At 59.9% G+C, this 21,508-nt stretch carries 19 protein-coding genes; 17 read left to right on the top strand and 2 right to left on the bottom strand.

What is annotated here, in order from left to right; translation table 11 throughout:
• Window positions 1-42: 42 nt before the first annotated feature.
• Together GH769_RS25380 and GH769_RS25375 are read right to left on the bottom strand one after the other, a co-directional pair.
• The gene (locus GH769_RS25380; RefSeq protein ID WP_014716358.1) at window positions 43-1,263 is read right to left on the bottom strand and encodes a CaiB/BaiF CoA-transferase family protein; all 1,221 of its coding nucleotides are present in this window, start codon (window positions 1,261-1,263) and stop codon (window positions 43-45) included.
• Window positions 1,264-1,276: 13 nt separating this feature from the next.
• Complete coding sequence (locus tag GH769_RS25375; RefSeq protein ID WP_003187423.1) at window positions 1,277-2,458, bottom strand: acyl-CoA dehydrogenase; 1,182 nt, start codon at window positions 2,456-2,458, stop codon at window positions 1,277-1,279.
• A 157-nt stretch (window positions 2,459-2,615) separates the two neighbouring features.
• On the opposite strand from GH769_RS25375, the gene GH769_RS25370 reads away from it, so the two are divergent.
• From GH769_RS25370 to GH769_RS25290, 17 genes are all read left to right on the top strand, one after another.
• The gene (locus tag GH769_RS25370; protein WP_032903964.1) at window positions 2,616-3,515 is read left to right on the top strand and encodes a LysR family transcriptional regulator; all 900 of its coding nucleotides are present in this window, start codon (window positions 2,616-2,618) and stop codon (window positions 3,513-3,515) included.
• 452 nt (window positions 3,516-3,967) lie between these two features.
• Window positions 3,968-5,089, top strand: a complete 1,122-nt coding sequence (locus GH769_RS25365; RefSeq protein WP_003187419.1) for a Re/Si-specific NAD(P)(+) transhydrogenase subunit alpha — start codon at window positions 3,968-3,970, stop codon at window positions 5,087-5,089.
• Between the two features lie 15 nt (window positions 5,090-5,104).
• Window positions 5,105-5,425 carry an NAD(P) transhydrogenase subunit alpha gene (locus tag GH769_RS25360; protein WP_003187417.1) on the top strand — a complete coding sequence of 107 codons (321 nt, stop codon included), beginning with the start codon at window positions 5,105-5,107 and terminating at the stop codon, window positions 5,423-5,425.
• Window positions 5,425-6,861, top strand: a complete 1,437-nt coding sequence (locus GH769_RS25355) for an NAD(P)(+) transhydrogenase (Re/Si-specific) subunit beta (protein WP_014716357.1) — start codon at window positions 5,425-5,427, stop codon at window positions 6,859-6,861. Before GH769_RS25360 ends, GH769_RS25355 begins: the two co-directional genes overlap by 1 nt.
• A 236-nt stretch (window positions 6,862-7,097) precedes the next feature.
• Window positions 7,098-8,591 carry an acetyl-CoA hydrolase/transferase family protein gene (locus GH769_RS25350; RefSeq protein ID WP_020301395.1) on the top strand — a complete coding sequence of 498 codons (1,494 nt, stop codon included), beginning with the start codon at window positions 7,098-7,100 and terminating at the stop codon, window positions 8,589-8,591.
• A 318-nt stretch (window positions 8,592-8,909) separates the two neighbouring features.
• Entirely contained in the window at window positions 8,910-9,125 is a 216-nt protein-coding gene (locus GH769_RS25345) for a DUF1127 domain-containing protein (protein ID WP_003187413.1), read from the top strand.
• Window positions 9,126-9,455: 330 nt separating this feature from the next.
• Window positions 9,456-9,776 carry a DUF2388 domain-containing protein gene (locus GH769_RS25340; RefSeq protein ID WP_020301396.1) on the top strand — a complete coding sequence of 107 codons (321 nt, stop codon included), beginning with the start codon at window positions 9,456-9,458 and terminating at the stop codon, window positions 9,774-9,776.
• A 106-nt stretch (window positions 9,777-9,882) separates the two neighbouring features.
• On the top strand, window positions 9,883-10,191 hold the full coding sequence (locus GH769_RS25335; protein WP_032903963.1) for a DUF2388 domain-containing protein: 309 nt from the start codon (window positions 9,883-9,885) through the stop codon (window positions 10,189-10,191).
• A gap of 39 nt (window positions 10,192-10,230) precedes the next feature.
• Window positions 10,231-10,551 carry a DUF2388 domain-containing protein gene (locus GH769_RS25330; RefSeq protein WP_003187408.1) on the top strand — a complete coding sequence of 107 codons (321 nt, stop codon included), beginning with the start codon at window positions 10,231-10,233 and terminating at the stop codon, window positions 10,549-10,551.
• Complete coding sequence (locus GH769_RS25325; RefSeq protein WP_019816933.1) at window positions 10,548-12,509, top strand: DUF4105 domain-containing protein; 1,962 nt, start codon at window positions 10,548-10,550, stop codon at window positions 12,507-12,509. Before GH769_RS25330 ends, GH769_RS25325 begins: the two co-directional genes overlap by 4 nt.
• Window positions 12,510-12,889: 380 nt before the next feature.
• The gene (locus GH769_RS25320; RefSeq protein WP_003187405.1) at window positions 12,890-14,197 is read left to right on the top strand and encodes a CitMHS family transporter; all 1,308 of its coding nucleotides are present in this window, start codon (window positions 12,890-12,892) and stop codon (window positions 14,195-14,197) included.
• 67 nt (window positions 14,198-14,264) lie between these two features.
• Complete coding sequence (locus GH769_RS25315; RefSeq protein WP_014716354.1) at window positions 14,265-15,032, top strand: TerC family protein; 768 nt, start codon at window positions 14,265-14,267, stop codon at window positions 15,030-15,032.
• Window positions 15,033-15,304: 272 nt separating this feature from the next.
• Entirely contained in the window at window positions 15,305-16,963 is a 1,659-nt protein-coding gene (locus GH769_RS25310; RefSeq protein ID WP_003187402.1) for a Na/Pi cotransporter family protein, read from the top strand.
• Window positions 16,964-17,021: 58 nt separating this feature from the next.
• Window positions 17,022-18,404 carry a pitrilysin family protein gene (locus tag GH769_RS25305; RefSeq protein WP_032903962.1) on the top strand — a complete coding sequence of 461 codons (1,383 nt, stop codon included), beginning with the start codon at window positions 17,022-17,024 and terminating at the stop codon, window positions 18,402-18,404.
• 68 nt (window positions 18,405-18,472) lie between these two features.
• Window positions 18,473-19,504 (top strand): DUF5924 family protein, encoded by a 1,032-nt coding sequence (locus tag GH769_RS25300; RefSeq protein WP_020301398.1) that lies wholly within the window; start codon window positions 18,473-18,475, stop codon window positions 19,502-19,504.
• Window positions 19,505-19,558: 54 nt separating this feature from the next.
• Window positions 19,559-20,707 (top strand): ABC transporter permease, encoded by a 1,149-nt coding sequence (locus tag GH769_RS25295; protein WP_014716352.1) that lies wholly within the window; start codon window positions 19,559-19,561, stop codon window positions 20,705-20,707.
• Window positions 20,704-21,507 carry an ABC transporter ATP-binding protein gene (locus GH769_RS25290; RefSeq protein WP_014716351.1) on the top strand — a complete coding sequence of 268 codons (804 nt, stop codon included), beginning with the start codon at window positions 20,704-20,706 and terminating at the stop codon, window positions 21,505-21,507. The genes GH769_RS25295 and GH769_RS25290 overlap by 4 nt, the downstream gene beginning before the upstream one ends.
• Window position 21,508: the final 1 nt, after the last annotated feature.

The raw sequence follows: 21,508 nt of genomic DNA, 5'->3' as shown, positions 1-21,508 counted from the left end.
AAAACAGCCGGCATCCACTGCGCGTCTATATAGAAGGGAAGTTCAAATAACGCCCGCCTCCTTCAGTGCGGCCACATGAGCAGCTCCCAACCCCAAAACCCCCTGCAGCACCTCAAGCGTATGCTCCCCCAATAGAGGAGGCGCACTCCGGTACTCCACAGGCGTCTTGGATAAGCGTATCGGGCTCGCAACCTGGGGCACCGTCCCCGCCAATGCGTGAGGCAACTCAATCGCCAAACCCCGCGCCTGGACCTGAGGATCGGAGAACACCTGCGCCAGATCATTGATGGGCCCACACGGCACGCCCACTTGCTCCAGCTGCGACACCCACTCAGCGGTCGTCTTGAAGACCGTCGCCTGGCGAATCAAAGGAATCAGCTCCGCACGATTAGCTACCCGTGCGCGATTGGTGGCGAAACGCACGTCATCCGCCCATTGCGGTTGCCCAGCGACTTCAGCGAATTTACGGAACTGCCCGTCATTGCCTACGGTGAGGATGAAATCTCCATCGGCCGTAGGAAAATCCTGATAAGGCACGATATTAGGGTGAGCATTCCCCAGGCGCTTGGGCGGCGCCCCGGTTGTCAGGTAATTCATCGCCTGATTCGCCAGGCAAGCCACCTGCACATCCAGTAACGCCATATCGATATGCTGCCCACCACCATCGTGATCGCGATGAGCTAGCGCAGCCAGGATCGCGACGGTCGAATAAAGCCCGGTCAAGATGTCGGTCAAGGCTACGCCAACCTTTACCGGCCCGGCGCCTTCATCCCCTTCAGGCCGCCCGGTCAGGCTCATGAGCCCGCCCAGACCCTGGATCATGAAATCGTAGCCGGCACGCATCGCATAGGGGCCCGTCTGACCAAACCCCGTGATGGAACAGTAAATCAGCTCCGGGTTGACCTCTTTGAGGGATTCATAGTCCAGCCCATACGCTGCAAGGCCGCCCACCTTGAAGTTTTCGATCAGGATGTCCGACTTGGCGGCCAGATCACGCACCAGCTTCTGGCCTTCCGGCCGCGTAAAGTCGATGGTCACCGACTCTTTATTACGGTTGGCCGACAGGTAATACGCCGCCTCACTGGTATTTTCGCCATCCGCATCCTTAAGGAAGGGCGGCCCCCAAGCGCGCGTGTCATCGCCGCTGCTCGGCCTTTCGACCTTGATCACCTCAGCCCCAAGGTCTGCAAGAATCTGCCCGGACCAGGGGCCCGCGAGTACTCGCGACAAATCCAGCACTCGCAGATGCGAAAGCGCGCCCATGCCCATGCTCCTATTAATAGAACGCTTGAAGACCGGTTTGCGCGCGCCCCAGGATCAAGGCATGCACGTCATGGGTCCCTTCATAGGTGTTGACCACCTCAAGGTTGACCAAGTGGCGCGCCACTCCGAATTCGTCGGAGATACCGTTGCCGCCCAGCATGTCCCGGGCCATGCGCGCGATATCCAATGACTTGCCACACGAGTTACGCTTCATGATCGAAGTGATCTCAACCGCCGCCGTCCCCTCATCCTTCATCCGACCCAGGCGCAGGCAACCTTGCAGGGCCAAGGTAATCTCGGTCTGCATGTCTGCCAGCTTCTTCTGGATCAACTGAGTGGCAGCCAGTGGGCGACCAAACTGCTGGCGATCAAGTGTGTACTGGCGTGCGGTATGCCAGCAGAACTCAGCAGCCCCCAGCGCCCCCCAGGAAATCCCGTACCGTGCCGAATTAAGGCAGGTAAACGGCCCTTTCAAACCCCGTACATCCGGGAAGATATTTTCTTCGGGCACAAATACGTTATCCATCACGATTTCACCGGTGATGGAGGCCCGCAGCCCCACCTTGCCGTGGATAGCCGGAGCGCTCAGACCTTTCCAGCCTTTTTCCAGGACAAAGCCACGGATGTCCCCGGCATCATCTTTGCCCCACACCACAAACACATCCGCAATCGGACTGTTGGTGATCCACATCTTTGCGCCGGTCAGGCTGTAGCCGCCATCCACTTTGCGTGCACGAGTAATCATCGCACCTGGGTCGGAACCATGGTTGGGCTCGGTCAGCCCGAAGCAACCGATCCATTCACCAGAGGCCAGTTTGGGCAAGTACTTCTGTTTTTGCGCCTCGGTACCAAACTCATTGATCGGCACCATGACGAGGGAAGACTGCACACTCATCATCGAGCGATAGCCGGAGTCGACACGCTCCACCTCCCGAGCAATCAAACCGTAGCTGACATAGTTCAAGCCACTGCCACCGTACTGCTCAGGGATCATCGCCCCCAGCAAACCGGTCTCGCCCATCTCGCGGAAAATAGCAGGGTCTGTCTTTTCGTGGCGAAAGGCTTCGAGCACGCGGGGAGCCAGCTTGTCCTGAGCAAATTGCTCGGCGCTGTCACGCACCATGCGCTCTTCTTCGGTGAGCTGTTGATCCAGCAGCAGTGGATCGATCCAGTTGAAGCTTGCCTTGCCAGCCATGAATAAGTCCTCGCGGAAAAAATCAGAAGTCGTGGAACCAGACTAGGCGCGGTCTGCGCAGAGGGCAAACGAGGTTTTTGCATAGGCTTGTGCTAATTTCTCACTTCGTAACACTCAAAAAGCCCAGAAATGCGCTTTATCTGTGAGGGCAACGTACATGCGCAGGAAGATCCCCAGTACCACCGCGCTCATCAGCTTTGAGGCAGCAGCCCGGCACGAGAGCTTCACCAAGGCAGCCTTGGAGCTTTCCATCACCCAAGGCGCGATTTGCCGACAGATCGCCAGCCTGGAGGAGTTTTTGAGTGTCGAGCTGTTTCGCCGCTCACGCCGTGGGGTGAAGCTGACAGAGGCGGGGCTGTCTTATAGCCGCAGGGTTGCAACGCAACTGGACGCCGTAGAGCGCGACACCTTGTCGGTGATGGGCCAGCAGGGCGCCAATGTGATCGAACTGGCGGTGGTACCTACCTTCGGCACGCAGTGGCTGATCCCACGCCTGAAAGACTTTCAACATCAGCACCCGGAAGTCACGGTGAACCTGACGAACCGCACACGCCCCTTCCTGTTCGCCGATACTGAGTTCGATGCGGCGATCTACTTCGGAGATGCCGATTGGTCGGGTACGCAATCCCACCGGTTAATGGGCGAAAACCCGGTACCGGTATGCAGCCCGCGCTTACTCGGCGACCGCACGCACTTCACCCCTCAACAGATCGCCGAGCTGCCCCTGTTGCAGCAGACCACACGCCCCTACGCCTGGCGCCAATGGTTCAACGCCCAACACCTGAGCATCCCTCGCGACATGACAGGCCCTCGATACGAGCTATTCTCGATGCTGTCTCAAGCGGCCATGCATGACATGGGCATCGCACTGATTCCTCCCTTCCTCATACAGCGGGAGCTGAAGGAGCAACAACTGGTAATCGCGAGCACCGAAGCACTGACCAGCGAAAAGGCTTATTACCTGATGATTCCTGACAAAAAGGTCGAATCCGCCTCACTGCATGCATTCAGGGACTGGCTGCTCGACCAGTCAAGACGCTACAACCCATGTAAATAAAGGACAAAGCGCAATTGCTGACTTTGTAGTCAGATAAATTAAGATCCTACAGATATACGTATATGTCGCATTTAAACAGACTGTACTTGTCAGCCAAAAATAAGGCTAAAAGCCATGTATCTCATGGCTCGTAGCGACTCTTACCGGCCAATGCACGACTATTCACACTGGCAATGGAAAAATGGAGCGAAAACGCCTGAACGCCTTTAATGACCTGTATTTAAAGAGGTTATTTCAGCTTGTTGCGACAATCAGTCACAGGGTGACTTGTAGTTAATTTTTCGTCACCCGTCATAATCCCTTGATGGCCGTAAAGTTCGCCTGCAAAATGCCGCGCCCCGCTGTCATTTCAGCGGGATCGTGCTGATCGGCCGCCCCAGTTGCGCCACTCGCGGTGCACTGGCCTTTTTACAAAAAGATCAAAAGCAAAAAGATCATGCAGGAGATTTGACGTGCACATTGGTGTTCCTCTCGAAACCCAGACCGGTGAAACGCGGGTGGCTGCCACCCCAGAAACCATCAAGAAGCTGATCGGCCAGGGCCATAAGGTCACTGTACAAAGCGGCGCAGGCATCAATGCCAGCATCGTCGACAGTGCCTATGAAACGGCAGGCGCCACCATTGGCAGTGCCAACGACGCGTTTGGCGCCGAGCTGATTCTCAAAGTGGTTGCCCCCAGCGACAGCGAACTTGCGCTGATCAAAAGTGGCACCGTGTTGGTGGGCATGCTCAACCCGTTCAGCAACGAAACCATCGCCAAGCTTGCCGAGCGCGGCATCACCGCCTTCGCCCTGGAAGCCGCGCCGCGCACTTCACGCGCTCAAAGCCTTGATGTGCTGTCTTCGCAAGCCAACATCGCCGGTTACAAGGCCGTGTTGCTCGCCGCTCATCACTACCCGCGTTTCATGCCGATGCTGATGACTGCTGCCGGCACCGTAAAAGCCGCGCGCGTACTGATCCTCGGCGCCGGTGTGGCGGGCCTGCAAGCCATCGCCACGGCCAAGCGCCTGGGCGCGGTGATCGAAGCGTCCGACGTACGCCCGGCGGTTAAGGAGCAGATCGAATCCCTGGGCGCCAAGTTTGTCGACGTACCGTACGAAACCGATGAAGAGCGTGAATGCGCCGTCGGTGTCGGTGGCTACGCGCGCCCGATGCCCAGCAGTTGGATGCAACGCCAGGCCCTGGCCGTGCACGAACGCGCCAAACAGGCCGATATCGTCATCACCACCGCCCTCATCCCGGGCCGCAAGGCGCCGACCCTGCTCAGCGCCGATACCGTGGCGCAGATGAAACCCGGCTCGGTGGTCATCGACCTCGCTGCAGCCCAAGGTGGCAACTGCCCGCTGACGGTGGCCGACCAGGTCGTGGTGGAAAACGGCGTGATCATCTGCGGCCCGACCAACCTGGCGGGCGCTGTCGCCGCCGATGCGTCGGCCTTGTATGCGCGCAACCTGCTGGACTTCCTGAAGCTGGTTTTCACCAAGGAAGGGCAGTTTGAAATCAACCTCGAAGACGACATCGTCGCCGCGTGCCTGATGTGCCGCGACGGCCAAGTCATCCGCAAAAACGCCTAAGCAGGGATTCAGACGATGGAAGAGCTTATCTCCCCCGGTATCTACAACCTGATCATCTTTGTGCTGGCGATTTATGTCGGTTATCACGTGGTCTGGAACGTAACACCTGCATTGCACACGCCGCTGATGGCCGTGACCAACGCCATTTCCGCGATTGTCATCGTCGGCGCCATGCTGGCTGCCGCGCTGACCGTCACCCCGTTGGGCAAGACTATGGGCACACTGGCCGTGGCCTTGGCGGCGGTGAATGTTTTCGGTGGCTTTCTGGTCACCCGCAGAATGCTTGAAATGTTCAAGAAGAAAGCCCCAAAAGTAAAAGAAGAGGCGCCCAAGTAATGAGCATGAACCTCGTGACGACGCTCTACCTGATCGCGTCGATCTGTTTCATCCAGGCCCTCAAAGGCCTCTCGCACCCGACCACTTCGCGGCGCGGCAACCTGTTCGGCATGCTCGGCATGGCGCTGGCGGTACTCACTACCGTCGGCCTCATCTATAAGCTGGGGGCTGAACTGGCGACTGCCGGTATCGGCTACGTCATCGTTGGCCTATTGGTTGGCGGTACCGCCGGCTCGATCATGGCCAAGCGTGTTGAAATGACCAAGATGCCCGAGCTGGTCGCCTTCATGCACAGCATGATCGGCCTGGCAGCGGTGTTCATCGCCATTGCCGCCGTGGTCGAGCCGCAGTCCCTGGGCATCGTCAAGCACTTGGGCGATTCGATACCGGCCGGTAACCGCCTGGAACTGTTCCTCGGTGCCGCTATCGGTGCAATCACCTTCTCCGGCTCGGTGATCGCATTCGGCAAGCTGTCGGGCAAGTACAAGTTCCGCCTGTTCCAGGGCGCACCGGTACAGTTCGGCGGCCAACACAAACTGAACCTGGTGCTCGGTCTCGCAACCCTGGGCCTGGGCCTGGCGTTCATGTTCACCGGCAATCTCAGCGCATTTGCACTGATGCTGGCCCTGGCCTTCGTGCTGGGTGTGCTGATCATCATCCCGATTGGCGGCGCCGACATGCCCGTGGTGGTGTCGATGCTCAATAGCTATTCCGGCTGGGCAGCGGCGGGCATCGGTTTCTCGCTGAACAACTCGATGCTGATCATCGCCGGTTCCCTGGTGGGCTCCAGCGGCGCGATCCTGTCGTACATCATGTGCAAGGCGATGAACCGCTCCTTCTTTAATGTGCTGTTGGGCGGTTTCGGCAACGCGCCGGATGCTGGCGCTGCGGCGGGCTCCAAAGAAGCACGCCCGGTGAAGTCCGGCTCCGCTGATGACGCCACCTTCCTGCTGACCAACGCCGACACCGTGATTATCGTCCCAGGCTACGGCCTTGCGGTCGCGCGGGCACAACACGCGCTCAAGGAGCTGACCGAGAAGCTGACCCACCACGGCGTCACCGTAAAGTACGCGATCCACCCGGTGGCGGGCCGTATGCCGGGGCACATGAACGTATTGCTGGCCGAGGCCGAAGTGCCTTACGACCAGGTGTTCGAGATGGAAGACATCAACTCCGAGTTCGGCCAGGCCGACGTGGTGCTGGTATTGGGCGCCAACGACGTGGTCAACCCGGCCGCCAAGAACGACCCGAACTCACCCATCGCCGGCATGCCGATTCTCGAGGCGTTCAAGGCCAAGACCATCATCGTCAACAAGCGCTCGATGGCCAGCGGCTACGCCGGCCTGGATAACGAGTTGTTCTACCTGGACAAGACCATGATGGTGTTCGGTGATGCCAAGAAGGTCATCGAAGACATGGTCAAGGCCGTCGAATAACACTGCGCCAGCGCAATACCTGAAACCCTGGCCTCACGTAGGCTGGGGTTTTTTTATGGTTCCCCCGCTCCGCGTGGGAACGCATCCAGGGATGCTCTGCGTCCCGCTTTGCACACACATGAAACCCGACCAAAGGCTCTAAATCGCGACCTGGCATTCGACCATGGTAGCGGGCCGAAACTTTTTGAAATCACTACACTGCCCACCTTGCTTTCCGTAGCCAGAGATAACAATTCATGTACCGTGATCGTATCCGCTTGCCTTCGTTGTTGAACAAGGTCATGAGCGCGGCAGACGCCGCTGCACTGATCGAGGACGGCATGACCGTCGGCATGAGCGGCTTCACCCGTGCCGGTGAAGCCAAGGCCGTCCCCCACGCCCTGGCCGAACGCGCCAAGACTTCGCCACTCAAAATCACGCTGATGACCGGCGCCAGCCTGGGCAATGACCTGGACAAGCAGTTGACCGAAGCCGGCGTACTGTCACGACGCATGCCCTTTCAAGTCGACAGCACTCTGCGCAAGGCGATCAATGCCGGCGAGGTGATGTTTATCGACCAGCACCTGTCGGAAACCGTCGAGCAACTGCGCAACAATCAGCTCAAATTGCCCGACATCGCCGTGATCGAAGCCGTCGCGATCACTGAGCAGGGCCATATCGTGCCCACTACTTCCGTAGGCAACTCGGCCAGCTTCGCGATCTTTGCCAAACAGGTGATCGTCGAGATCAACCTGGCGCACAACCCGAACCTGGAAGGGCTGCACGACATCTACATCCCGACCTACCGGCCGACGCGCACGCCGATCCCGCTGGTGAAAGTCGACGACCGTATCGGCAGCACCGCGATTCCGATCCCGCCCGAGAAAATCGTCGCCATCGTCATCACCAACCAGGCGGACTCCGCCTCCACGGTAACGCCGCCTGACAGCGACACCCAAGGCATCGCCAATCACCTGATCAACTTCCTCAAGCAAGAAGTCGATGCCGGGCGCATGACCAACAAGCTCGGCCCGCTGCAAGCCGGCATCGGTAATATTGCCAACGCGGTGATGTGCGGATTGATCGAGTCGCCGTTCGAAGACCTGACCATGTACTCGGAAGTGTTGCAGGATTCGACCTTCGACCTGATCGACGCCGGCAAGCTGAGCTTTGCCTCCGGCAGTTCGATTACCTTGTCGGAGCGACGCAATGCCGATGTGTTCGGCAACCTGGAGCACTACAAGGACAAATTGGTGCTGCGCCCGCAGGAAATTTCCAACCACCCTGAAGTGGTACGGCGCCTGGGCATCATCGGTATCAATACCGCGCTGGAGTTCGATATCTACGGCAACGTCAACTCCACCCACGTCTGCGGCACGCGGATGATGAACGGCATCGGCGGCTCCGGGGATTTCGCCCGCAATGCGCACCTGGCGATCTTCGTCACCAAGTCCATTGCCAAGGGCGGCGCAATTTCCAGCGTGGTACCGATGGTCAGCCATGTGGACCACACCGAGCATGACGTGGACATTCTCGTCACCGAAGTAGGCCTTGCCGACCTGCGGGGCCTGGCGCCACGGGAGCGCGCTCGGGTGATCATCGATAACTGCGTGCACCCAGCCTACCGCGATGCCCTCAACACTTACTTCGATGCCGCCTGCGCCCTCGGTGGGCATACGCCGCACATCTTGCGCGAAGCACTGAGTTGGCACATTAACCTGGAAGAAACCGGGCACATGCTCAAGGCTTGATGAATACAGATCCGGGCTGATGCAAATACAGTTTCATCAGCTCGGTGAACCCACCCGCACTTATGGAAAAAACTGTACTGCTGTACTGGTCATTTCCTACCGAAATATCCCACACACCAACTCAAAAATGCCGATTTCGCACCTTTTAAGTGCGCACAGGTACAGTTGCCCCAATTTCGTACCGTACAGCCTCGCTAAACAGTTAACTGGCCTCTCACAATACAGGTGAACTGTATCTAGAGAGTCTTGCCTCGGAGGAGGATCATTGGCATCAGTTAAACCACTACCTAATCCCGCCACAAGCGGAAGGATGTCATCATGGAACGTACACTCAGTTCCGAACTGTTCTTTGAAGAAAAAGCTGTAAACACCCAGGCTTCCCTGCCTTTGCGCGTTCTCGCCAACCTGATGTTGTGGCAGCGCCGCATCTCCAGCCGCCACCAGTTGGCTCGCCTGGATTCGCGTCTGCTGGCTGACGCCGGTATCAGCGAAGCTCAACGCTACGAAGAGCTGAGCAAGCCGTTCTGGCGCTAAGTGGCGCCCGCTGGCCCTGACCTGACGGGTCCACTGCCAGCACCCTGATTTGTCAAAGCAAAGCCCGCCCCGGGTAACCGGAGGCGGGCTTTGTTGTATCTGCGATAGCGCATTGGATAGGCTCGATTCAAGCACACAGATACAGTTTCAAATTTATAAAATATGACAGGTACAGTTTAATTACAGGCTTCCGAATAGTCCTGCACACGCCTAATATCGGTTCACCACGTGGCGAACCCTGTAGAGCGTGCGTCTGATGCTCGACAGTCCCAGTCCGTTTCATTGTGGCCGTTTCGCGCCACCTTATTATTCGTCTACAGGAGTTACCCCATGTCCCGTCTTCGCCTGCTGTGCACTGCCGCTGTGCTGACTCTGGCTGCCAATGCCAACGCGAGCAGCCTGATCATGACGACTGACTCGATCGTCGGCGCTCTGAAGGCAACCTCCGATGCCACGTCTGATGCCACCTCATCCCTGCGCGACAACAAGGTCGTACAAGCGGCCCGTGACGACGCCGCCAGCTTTGTCGCCAGCCAAGGCGCCATCCGTGGCGTGAAACTGGAAAGCGCCCTGGCCCAGATCCGCCAACAAGCGCCGCAGTTGAATACCGCTACCGATACGCAGCTGGCACAGGCCATCCTGGCTATCTGACCCACGGCAACCAGACGGGAGCGCCTGCCGCTCCCGGATGGCTCGGCGCTGGCTCTCGCCCGGCGGTTGCGCTAGCCTTGGCGCTCGCTTTCAGTTGTCGAGTCCCATGGCTTTTTCATACCGTTTATTGATTGTTCCTGTACTGTTTTGCGCCTGCTGGTCACCCATGGCTTCAGCGTTGGATGTGTCCACCCAGAGCACGGTTGTCAGCGTGTATGCCACCAGCAAAGTGACCTCTGCGCCGTTCGACAATAAGTTGGTCCTGGCCGCTCGGGATGATGCTGCCGCTTTCATTGCCACTGACGGCCAATGGCGGGGCGCACGCCTGGAGTCCGCGCTGGACTCTCTGCGCCGCACCCAGCCAAAACTTCATGCAAGCGACCTTGAACTGGCGCAAGCAATTCTCGTCCAATAATCATCGTTGTATTTCTATCTTTGTCATTGGAGTCACCCCATGCGTAGCCCGCTGATCGTCGCCGCCCTCGGCCTGCTGTTTTTGGCCGATGTCGCCCAGGCGCAAACCTTGAAGGCCACCAGCAACATCGTCGTGCGTGCCTCGGCGCGCACCATTGATTTCACCTCGGACACCACCACCTCCATCCGCGACTCCAAGATCGTGCGCGAAGCCCACGATGACGCCGCCAGTTTCGTCGCCACCAATGGCGAGATCCGTGGCGCCCAGCTGGAAGCAGCGTTCGATACCCTTCGCACCCGCGTGCCAGAAGCCCGTGATGCCAGCGACCAGACCCTCGCAGAAGCTATCCTCGCTCTGTGAGGCGCCTCAAAACCTGGCTCCTGGCCGGGGCCGTGCTGCTGTGCGCGAGTACGGCCCAGGCCGGCCTGCAACTGCGGCTCAAGACCGAAGGCTTGAGCCCGGCCGAACAGCAGGCCAGCCAGGCATTGCTGGATGAAGCGCTGCGCTCCTTGCCGCCGCGCTTTGTCGAGCAATTGGACCGACGTATTGATGTCGGCTGGACCGACAAGATGCCTGACAACGCCTACGGCCAGGCGTCCCTGGTGTCCGAGTTGGACCTCAACCAGAACCTGCTCGCCAGCCTGACTGACGGCAGCGCCGCCACCCAGAAAACCAATCGCCCCCACGGTACGGTGCGCCGGGAAATGCTCGCCACGGTGCTGCATGAACTGACCCACATCTATGACCGTGCGCGCCTGTGGTCCCAGGACGAGCGCACGCTGATCCAGCGCTGCAGCCGTCAGAACAACATTACCGGCTTGATCGGCTTGCCCGACCAGTGCCGTGGCCAGAACGACCGCCGCTTTACCCTCAGTGACGACCCACGCCTGTTGGATCTTGCCGGCTGGCCACAATATGTGGGTCGGCGCGGAGAGCGTGAGCAGCACAACCATCAGGTGGTGCGCAGCCCGGACATCTACGAAACCACCAGCCCGCTGGAGTTCGTGGCGGTCAACATGGAGTATTTCCTCCTGGACCCCAGCTACGCCTGTCGCCGCCCCGCGCTGTTCCGTTATTACAAGGATCACTTCGGCTGGGCCCCGCCTGAACAGGACACCTGCGCCAGTACCTATGCCTTCCTGAACGCGGGCAACGATTTCGCCAAGACGCCCCTGGGCCAGATCGATCCGGAGCGCGTGTATGAAATCGACTATCTGCTGGCCGAAGCCAACCAGAACCTGGTGAGCCGTTGGGGCCATAGCATGTTGCGCCTGGTGATTTGTGCGCCGGGCCGCCCGCGTGGCCCGGATTGCCGGCTGGACCTGGACCGGCATCTGGTGCTGTCCTACCGCGCCTTCGTCGGTGACGTCCAGCTGTCGAGCTGGGATGGCCTGGTGGGTAAATACCCGTCGCGGCTGTTCGTACTGCCGTTGGCCCAGGTCATTGATGAATACACCAAGACCGAACTGCGTGGCCTGGCGTCGGTGCCGCTGAAGCTCAGCCGTCAGGAAATCAACGACACCGTCGAACATGCGGCGCAGATGCACTGGAGCTATGACGGCAACTACTTCTTTATCTCCAACAATTGTGCGGTCGAAAGCCTGAAACTGTTGCGCAGCGGCAGCGCCAACCCGCAATTGACCGGCCTGGACAACATCACCCCCAACGGTTTGCTGGAAGTGCTCAGCGCCCGCGGCCTGGCCGATACCAGCGTATTGAATGACAAGCGCGAGGCACTGCGGCTGGGGTATCACTTCGACTCGTTCCGCGAGCGTTACCAGGCCATGTTTGATGTGCTGCGCAAGCAACTGCCGATCAAGCAGACCCAGGTCGAAGACTGGTTGTCCCTGGATGCGCAAGCGCGTCGCCAATGGTTCAGCCAGGCCGACCTGCGCACCAGCGCCGCGCTGTTGCTGCTGGAGCAGGCCAGCTATCGCAAACAACTGATGCTCGCCCAGGATGAGGTCAAACAACGCTACCTCAATGCCCGCGAGCTGAAATACGGCGGCATGGAGAAAGCCAACAACACGCTGCAGCAAATTCTCGCCAACAGCGGCTTCCTGAGTCGCCCGGCCGAGTTGCTGGACAGTGGGGGTTATGGCCTGCCGCAACCTTCGGAAGCCAAGCGCCTTGAATCAGAAAGCGCCGAACGCCAGAAACAGTTGCAGTCGTTGACCGGCGAGCTGGATAAGGAGGTGAGGGCGCTGCTCGATCCGTCCCGCGCCGCCGAGATCGCCGCGTGTGAAGCCAACCTCAAGCAGGTGGGTGAGCATTTGCGGGCCTTGCACAAAGCCGCCGGCGGCCTGGAACTACCCTGATAGTCTGGCAGCGACCACTATCCAAATGTGGGAGCTGGCTTGCCTGCGATGGCGGTGTCACAGCCATAAGAGATGTTGGCTGATACACCGCCATCGCAGGCAAGCCAGCCCCCCACATTTTGTTCTGCACCAACCTGAAGAATGATGCCTGCCCTTCATCAGCTGTTTTCTCAGCGAAAGCTGGCTGAAAGCTTCCCCGTCTAGGATCGCCCTCACTGCCGGCAACAGACCGGCTGTTAACAACAACAATGGTGATTCCCGATGTCCGCTCGTACCCGCCTGTTCGCTCCGACTCCACCCGTACGCCTCGTGCCTTTCGTTCTGCGCTGACCGCCACTCGGTCCGCCATTCCCTAGCCGCGCTACGCCTGGAGTATTCCTATGCTGACTTTCCTTGGCTTTGCCATGGTCATCACGTTCATGTTCCTGATCATGACCAAGCGCCTGTCCGCGCTGATCGCCTTGATCATCGTGCCGATCCTGTTCGCGCTGTTCGGCGGTTTCGCACCGAAGATCGGCCCGATGATGCTCGAAGGCATCACCAAGCTTGCGCCGACCGGCGTGATGCTGATGTTCGCCATCCTCTATTTTGCCTTGATGATCGACTCCGGCCTGTTCGACCCGGCCGTGCGCAAGATCCTCAAGATGGTCAAGGGCGACCCGCTCAAGGTGTCGGTCGGCACCGCCGTACTGGCCCTGGTGGTATCTCTGGACGGTGACGGGGCTACCACCTACATGATCTGCGTCGCGGCCATGCTGCCGCTGTACCAGCGCATCGGCATGAGCCCAAGGATCATGGCCGGCCTGATCATTCTCGCCGGTGGCGTGATGAACATGACCCCCTGGGGCGGCCCGACGGCGCGCGCCGCCAGTGCGCTGCATGTAGACCCGTCGGACATCTTCGTACCGATGATCCCGGCCATGGCCGCCGGTGTCGTGGCGATCCTGGTGATTGCCTACATGTACGGCAAGCGCGAACGTGCGCGCCTGGGTGAATTGCACCTGCAGGGCGACGAGATCGACCACAGCGAAATCAGCGTGTCGCAATTCCCCGACGCCCGCCGTCCGAAATTGATCTGGTTCAACGGCGCCCTGACCCTGGCGTTGATGTGCACCCTGATTGCCGGCCTGTTGCCGCTGCCGGTGCTGTTCATGGTGGCGTTCAGTATCGCCATGATCGTCAACTACCCGTGCCTGCAGCAGCAGAAAGACCGCGTCGCGGCTCACGCCGGTAGCGTATTGGCGGTGGTGGGCTTGATCTTCGCCGCCGGTATTTTCACAGGCATCCTGTCGGGCACCGGCATGGTCGACGCCATGTCCAAGAGCCTGTTGGCAGTCATCCCCGAAGCCATGGGCCCTTACCTGGCGGTGATCACCGCGCTGGTGAGCATGCCGTTCACCTTCTTCATGTCCAACGATGCGTTCTACTACGGCGTACTGCCGGTACTGGCCGAAGCTGCCAGCCATTACGGCATCACCGCGGTGGAAATGGCGCGGGCGTCGATCGTCGGGCAGCCCGTGCATTTGCTCAGCCCACTGGTACCCTCGACGTACTTGCTGGTTGCCCTGGCGGGTATCGAATTCGGCGATCACCAGCGCTTCACGCTCAAGTGGGCAGTGCTGGTGTGCCTGTGCATAATGTTCGCCGCACTGCTGATGGGGATTTTTCCGCTGTTCAGCACTCTATAATCGTACCGACTCACTCACCGCGCGGCGCTACAGCTTGCGCGGTTAACACTTGCTCAAAGGAATACACATGGAATGGCTGACCAATCCGGAAATCTGGATTGCCTTCTTCACCCTGACGGCTCTCGAGATCGTCCTGGGCATCGATAACATCATCATGATTTCGATCCTGGTCAGCCGCATGCCCAAGCATATGCAGGCGCGCACCCGGATCTTCGGCCTGGCACTGGCCATGGTCACGCGCATCCTGTTGCTGCTGTCGATCACCTGGGTCATGCAACTGACCGCCGACCTGTTCGTGGTGTTTGGCCAAGGCATCTCCGGTCGTGACCTGATCCTGTTCTTCGGTGGCCTGTTCCTGCTGTGGAAAAGCTCCCAGGAGATGTACCACGCGCTGGAAGGTGAAGATGAAACCCACGACGAGCCCAAAGGCGCCGGTGGCAAGTTCATCTACACCATTATCCAGATCGCCATCATCGACATCGTGTTCTCCCTGGACTCGGTGATTACCGCCGTCGGCATGGTTTCCCACGTGCCGGTGATGGTTGCCGCCATCGTCGTCGCGGTATTGGTGATGATGCTGGCTGCCGGCACCATCAGCGAGTTCATCGACAAGCACCCGTCGCTGAAAATGCTGGCGCTGTCGTTCCTGCTGGTCGTGGGTACCGTACTGATCGCTGAATCCTTCGACGTACACGTGCCAAAAGGCTACGTCTACTTCGCCATGGCGTTCTCGCTGGCGGTGGAAGCGGTGAACATCAAGATGCGTACCGCCATCGCGAAAAAGAAGAAACAGCAGGACCCAGTGAAACTGCGCAAGGACATTCCGGGTCAGTAAATTTGACCCGCGAGTGATCGTTCCCACGCTCCGCGTGGGAATGCCCTCTCGGACGCTCCGCGTCCGCAAAGTGACGCAGAGCGTCACAGGATGCGTTCCCACGCCGAGCGTGGGGAACGATCTTCATGACAGTTTTGTTTCAATCCCAAGTTTAGCTATGCGATGCTGGCGCAGAGCCCATTCGCCAACTACAGCTTAGGTACAAGACGTAGAGCGGCACGCGGTAACTTTCCTTCGCTCTTGCTGGAGCGCACCCACACGGGGGGCCGAGCATGCTGACCTTGCTCAATCTGCTTTCCGCCGTGACCCTGCTTATCTGGGGCACGCATATCGTCCGAACCGGCATCCTGCGGGTCTACGGTTCCAATTTGCGCCAAGTCATCGGGCAGAACATGTCCAAGCGCTGGCTGGCATTTGTCGCCGGTATCCTGGTGACGGCCATGGTGCAAAGCAGTAACGCCACCGCGATGCTGGTGACTTCGTTCGTCGGCCAAGGGCTGATGAGCCTCACGCCGGCCTTGGCCACCATGCTTGGCGCCGACGTCGGTACGGCCTTGATGGCGCGGGTGCTGACGTTCGATTTGTCCTGGCTGTCGCCGCTGCTGATCTTCCTCGGGGTGATTTTCTTCCTGTCGCGCAAGCAGACGCGAGCAGGACAGTTAGGCCGGGTGGGGATCGGCCTGGGCCTGATCATCCTCGCGCTGCAATTGATCGTCGAAGCCGCCGGGCCCATTACCCATGCCCAGGGCGTGAAAGTCATCTTCGCTTCGCTGACCGGCGATATCTTGCTGGACGCCCTGGTGGGCGCGCTGTTCGCCATGATTTCCTACTCCAGCCTCGCTGCGGTGCTGCTCACGGCCACCCTGGCCGGTGCCGGCGTGATCGGCTTGCACGTGGCCATCGGCCTGGTAATCGGCGCCAACATCGGCAGCGGGGTGCTGGCGTTTCTCAGTACCAGCATGCAAAACACTGCCGGTCGCCAAGTGGCCCTGGGCAGCCTGTTGTACAAATTGATCGGTCTGTTGCTGATCATTCCGGTGCTTGACCCGCTCGTGGGCTGGATGGACGGCCTGGACTACAGCGTTCAGGGCATGGTCATCACCTTCCACCTGCTCTACAACGTCAGCCGTTGCCTGATCCTGTTGCCCACCATCGGGCCCATGGCACGCCTGTGCGAATGGCTGCTGCCGGAACGCCCCGAAACCAACGGCAAGGCCAAGCCACGCCATCTGGACCTGGCCTCATTGAATACCCCAAGCCTGGCCCTGGCGAACGCCGCCCGCGAAACCCTGCGCCTGGGTGACTTGATCGACAATATGCTCACTTCGATGCAGGAAGTGCTGCGCGGCAATCAAACCGCCGTTACCCAAGAAATGCGCAGCCTGAGCGATGACGTCGAAGCGCTCTACAGCGCGATCAAACTCTACCTGGCGCAAATGCCTCGTGAAGACCTGAGTGAACAGGACAACCGCCGCTGGGCCGAGATCATCGAGCTGTCGATCAACTTGAAATTGGCCGGTGACCTGATCGAACGCATGCTGCGCAAGGTCCAGCAACAGAAGACCTCGCAACGCCGGCAATTTTCCGAAGTGGGCCTGGAGGAACTCAGTGGCCTGCACAGCCAGTTGATCGCCAACCTGCGCCTGGGCCTGTCGGTGTTTCTCAGCGGCGACCCGGAAAGCGCCCGTCAATTACTGCGAGAAAAGCGCCGCTTCCGTGCCCAGGAACGCCGCCTGGCCCACGCCCATGTCAGCCGCTTGCAGCGCAAGATCGTGCAGAGCCTGGAAACCAGCTCCCTGCATCTGGAACTGATTGCCGACATGAAACGCTTGAACTCGTTGTTTTGCAGCAGTGCTTATGTAGTGTTGGAAACGTCCGACACTGGCGCGCTCTCCGCCGAAAGTATTGCCGACATCACCCATTCACCCTGAACGTACGCCCGCGAGCGAAGTCAGTTAACAATGGACCTCATTCGCCAGGAAGCTTGTTATGCGTCGCCTGTTACTCGCCTGCCTGCTCTTGGGCTCGGTACACACCTTTGCCTTTGACCGCCTGCAAGTCGAGGGCTACACCTTGCCCAACGGCCTGCAACTGCTGCTCAAACCGGGTACCGAGCGTGGGCACGTGGCTATTCGCCTGGTGGTTGGGGTGGGCCTGGACGACTTCGGTTGCGAAGAAAAAGAACTGCCGCACTTGTTCGAGCACTTGCTGTTCAGCGGCATCGATGGCGGCGGCGAAGGCGACCTCGAAGACCGCATGCAAGCCCTGGGCGGCGAGTGGAACGCCTACACCAGCAACGCCGACACTACTTTCGTGATCGAGGCGCCCGCGCAGAACCAACGCAAAGTACTGGACCTGCTGCTGGCAATCCTCACGCGCACGCAACTGACCGACGCTCATATCAACGCCGCCAAACAGGTGGTGGAGCGAGAAGACGGCGGCCATTATTCACACTTGCAACGCCTGCTGGATCGCCAAGACCTCGGTCACAGCGCCAGTAACCAATTGGCCGTGGAGTTGGGCCTCAAGTGCGCCGAACGCGCCGAGGTCAGCCACCTCACCCGCGACTCGTTGGAGAAGCTGCGCAAAGAATGGTACGCGCCGAACAACATGACCCTGATCGTCGTCGGCGATCTCGACAAACTGCTGCCCGCCTACCTGGAACGCACCTATGGTCAACTCGACCCAGTGGAGCCGAGCGAACATCGCCCCCTCCCGGAAATCCAGCATACCGCCGCCAGCCACCGCGACCTGATCCGCGGCTGGGTGGGCGATGGCGCCAAGCTGCACTGGCTGTTCCCGGAGCCTGTGCTGGACGACCAGCATGATGAAACCTACAACCTGCTCAAGGACTACCTCGACTGGGCGCTGTACCGGCAACTGCGCCTCAAGCACGGTTTGTCCTACGGCCCGTGGGTAGAACGCGAAGTGCTCGGCGGCGTTGGGTTCCTCAGCCTGAATGCCGACCTTGAGCGAGAAAACCTCGCTGAAGCCGAGCAGGTCTTGCAAGACCTCAAGGCCCAACTGCTCAAGGATGGCCTCGACCCAACAGTATTCACACGCCTGCAACAAGCCGCCATTGCCCGCCAAGCCTGGGCAGTGCAGGGCAACAGCGCACTGGCAGACTATTACTGGAGTGCGGCCGGCGACTACTCCAATGGACGTTTCAGCGACCCGGTCAAACGCATCAAGGCCGTGAGCCTGGCGCAAACCAACCAGGCCATGCGCGAAGCGTTCCAGCAGCCGGGCTACTGGCGCATCGAAAAACCGCTGTTGAGTTATGACGCCTTGACCTGGATCGGTGCGGGCCTACTGGGCCTGATCATCCTTGGTTTGATCGGCCTGAGGCTTTATCGCAAACCTGTTGAGTAATGAGGCACAGAATATCGGGCCAAGGCGTTATTCTGTCTGAGATTTTTCCCACAACCAGTGAACCGCCCATGCCGAACTTGCCGCCCCTCATCCAGCGCGTTATAGAACTGATCAAGCGCTACCCAGGGGTGATTGCACTCGGCGGTTTCATCTCGGGGGTGGGCAGCTTCATCCTGGTAGACCGCCAGCAGGGCATGGCCAGCTGGATCGCGGTGATCATGCTGGTGAGCTGGTTGTGGCTGATGCTGGAGAACAGCTTTACGCAACTGTTCACCAAAGTCTTCAATCGCGAGATCCCTGAACCGCTGCTGCGCTACGCCACCCAGATGATCCACCAGGAAAGTCTGTTTTTCGTCCTGCCCTTCTTTTTCGTCACCACCGCCTGGAACAGCGGCCAATCGTTGTTCACTGGCCTGCTCGGCGCAGCGGCGCTGGTGTCGATCATCGACCCGCTGTATTACAAATGGCTGGCGCCCAAACGCTCGCTATTCCTGGCCCTGCACACCCTGACCCTATTCGCCGCGTTGCTGACCGCGCTGCCGATCATCATGCACCTGACCACCGCCCAGAGTTACAAACTGGCGTTGGGCGTGGCCATGGTCCTGTCGATCCCGAGCCTGGCCGTCAGCCTGCCGCTGCGTAGCCTCAAGGGCTGGGCGATGCTGCTGGGGGTAACGGCCGCCATCGGCTGCGCCGGCTGGTTCCTGCGCAGCTGGGTACCGCCCGCCACCCTGTGGATGACCGAAGTCGCCATCAGCACCCAACTGCAAGACCGCACGCCGGGCGACGACCTCAAGCAAGTCACCTCCGCCCAATTGCGCAGCGGTGGGCTGTATGCGTACACCGCCATCAACGCACCACGCGGGCTGGATGAGCGGATTTACCATGTGTGGAAATTCAACGGCCAGGAAGTCGACCGCATTGCCCTGGACATCCATGGTGGGCGCAAGGAAGGCTATCGCGCCTGGACCCACAAGCAGAACTTCCCCGGTGACGCCGTAGGGCGCTGGCAGGTGCAGGTGCTCACCGAAGACGGGCAAGTCATCGGCGTTCTGCGCTTCAAGGTGATAGACACAGCACAAGCGGACAACCCAAAGTAAGCCGGATCGTGCTATTACGTAGCAATTGTGGATAGCCAAACAAGCTCGGAGCTTATGACCACTCGCACGACGGCCGGCGCGGCCCATCTAGATACGTCCAGCACCCCGCCTTCGCTACGGATTACCGGCGACTGGACGCTGGCCCACTACGCCGACCTGAAGAAGCTGTCGGCCGCACTCGACGGCCAATACGACGCCGGCGCCCGCATTGACCTCAACGGCCTCGGCGCGCTGGATACCGCCGGCGCCTCGCTGCTGGTAGAGCTGCTGGGCCCTGCACGCATCGAACACTCTGCCGAACAGACCGATTGCACCCTGGCAGCCGCCGACCGTGCACTGCTCAAGACCGTCTACCGCTCCCTGAATGACTTTTGCGTACCGATCAAAGAGCCGGAAGAGGCCGCCGGCATTCAAGTGTTGGCTCGCATCGGCCGTGCAGTAGACACGGTCTGGCAAGACGCAATGAAGCTGTTGGGCTTTATCGGCCTGATCCTCGAAACCTTCGCCCGCGGCATTTGGCGGCCCAAACGCTGGCGCCTGACGCCCATGGTCGCCCACATCGAACAGACGGGCCTGGATGCGGCGCCTATTGTTGCGCTGCTGACCTTTCTGGTGGGCGCCGTCGTGGCCTTCCTCGGCGCCACTGTGCTCAAGAGCTTCGGCGCGACGATCTTTACCGTGGACTTGGTGGCGTTCTCCTTCCTGCGTGAATTCGGCGTATTGCTCACCGCAATCCTCATCGCCGGCCGTACCGCCAGTGCGTTCACCGCGCAAATCGGTTCAATGAAGGCCAACGAAGAAATCGACGCCATCCGCACCCTGGGCCTGGACCCTATGGAGCTGTTGGTATTGCCCCGCGTGTTGGCGCTGCTGGTGGCGTTGCCGATGCTGACCTTCCTGGCGATGCTCTCGGGGATCGTCGGCGGTGGTGTGGTGTGTGCGGTGGCCCTGGATATTTCGCCAGCGATGTTTCTTTCGCTGCTGCAATCGGACATTGGCGTGCAGCACTTTCTGGTGGGCATGGTGAAGGCGCCGATCTTTGCGTTTTTGATCGCGGCCATTGGTTGCCTGGAAGGTTTTAAAGTCAGCGGCAGTGCCGAGTCGGTCGGCGCGCACACCACGTCCAGCGTGGTGCAATCGATCTTTGTGGTGATCGTGCTGGATGCGGTCGCGGCGATGTTCTTCATGGAGATGGGCTGGTGAGTCGTCTACACCGTGCGCCCACTGAGGCGGTGATTGAAGTACGTGGCCTGTGCAACCGTTTCGGCAGCCAAAGCGTGCATGAGAACCTCGACCTGGATTTGTACAAGGGCGAGATCCTGGCGGTGGTGGGGGGCTCTGGCAGCGGTAAATCCGTGTTGTTGCGCAGCATCGTTGGCCTGCGGCGCCCCAGCGAGGGCGAAGTGCGGGTGTTCGGCAAAAACCTGCCGAGCCTGCCTGAACATGAACGCTCACTGGTAGAACGCCGCTTTGGCGTACTGTTCCAGAAGGGCGCGCTGTTTTCCTCGCTGACGGTGACCGAGAACGTGGCTCTGCCATTGATCGAGCACGCCGGCCTCAGCCGCGCCGATGCCGAGCACCTGGCGGCGGTCAAGCTGGCCCTGGCGGGGTTGCCGCTGTCGGCGGCCGACAAATACCCGGCCTCGTTATCCGGCGGCATGATCAAGCGCGCAGCTCTGGCCCGCGCACTGGCCTTGGACCCGGACATCCTGTTCCTGGACGAACCCACCGCCGGTCTCGACCCGATTGGCGCGGCGCAGTTCGACCAACTGATCCTCACCCTGCGCGATGCGCTGGGCTTGAGTGTGTTCCTGGTCACCCACGACCTCGACACGCTGTACACCATCACCGACCGTGTGGCGGTGCTGGCGCAGAAGAAAGTGCTGGTGGCCGACGCCATCGATGTCGTTTCGGAAACGGACGACGCCTGGATTCACGAATATTTCCACGGCCCCCGGGGCCGCGCGGCATTGGATGCCGCTCAATCGCTCAACGAGGTATGAC

The sequence above is a fragment of the Pseudomonas sp. CFSAN084952 genome (genome assembly GCF_009648855.1).
Taxonomy (GTDB): Bacteria; Pseudomonadota; Gammaproteobacteria; order Pseudomonadales; family Pseudomonadaceae; genus Aquipseudomonas; species Aquipseudomonas paracarnis.
Note: the sequence above shows the minus strand (reverse complement) of the source record. Positions and strands in the feature narration are given on the sequence as shown.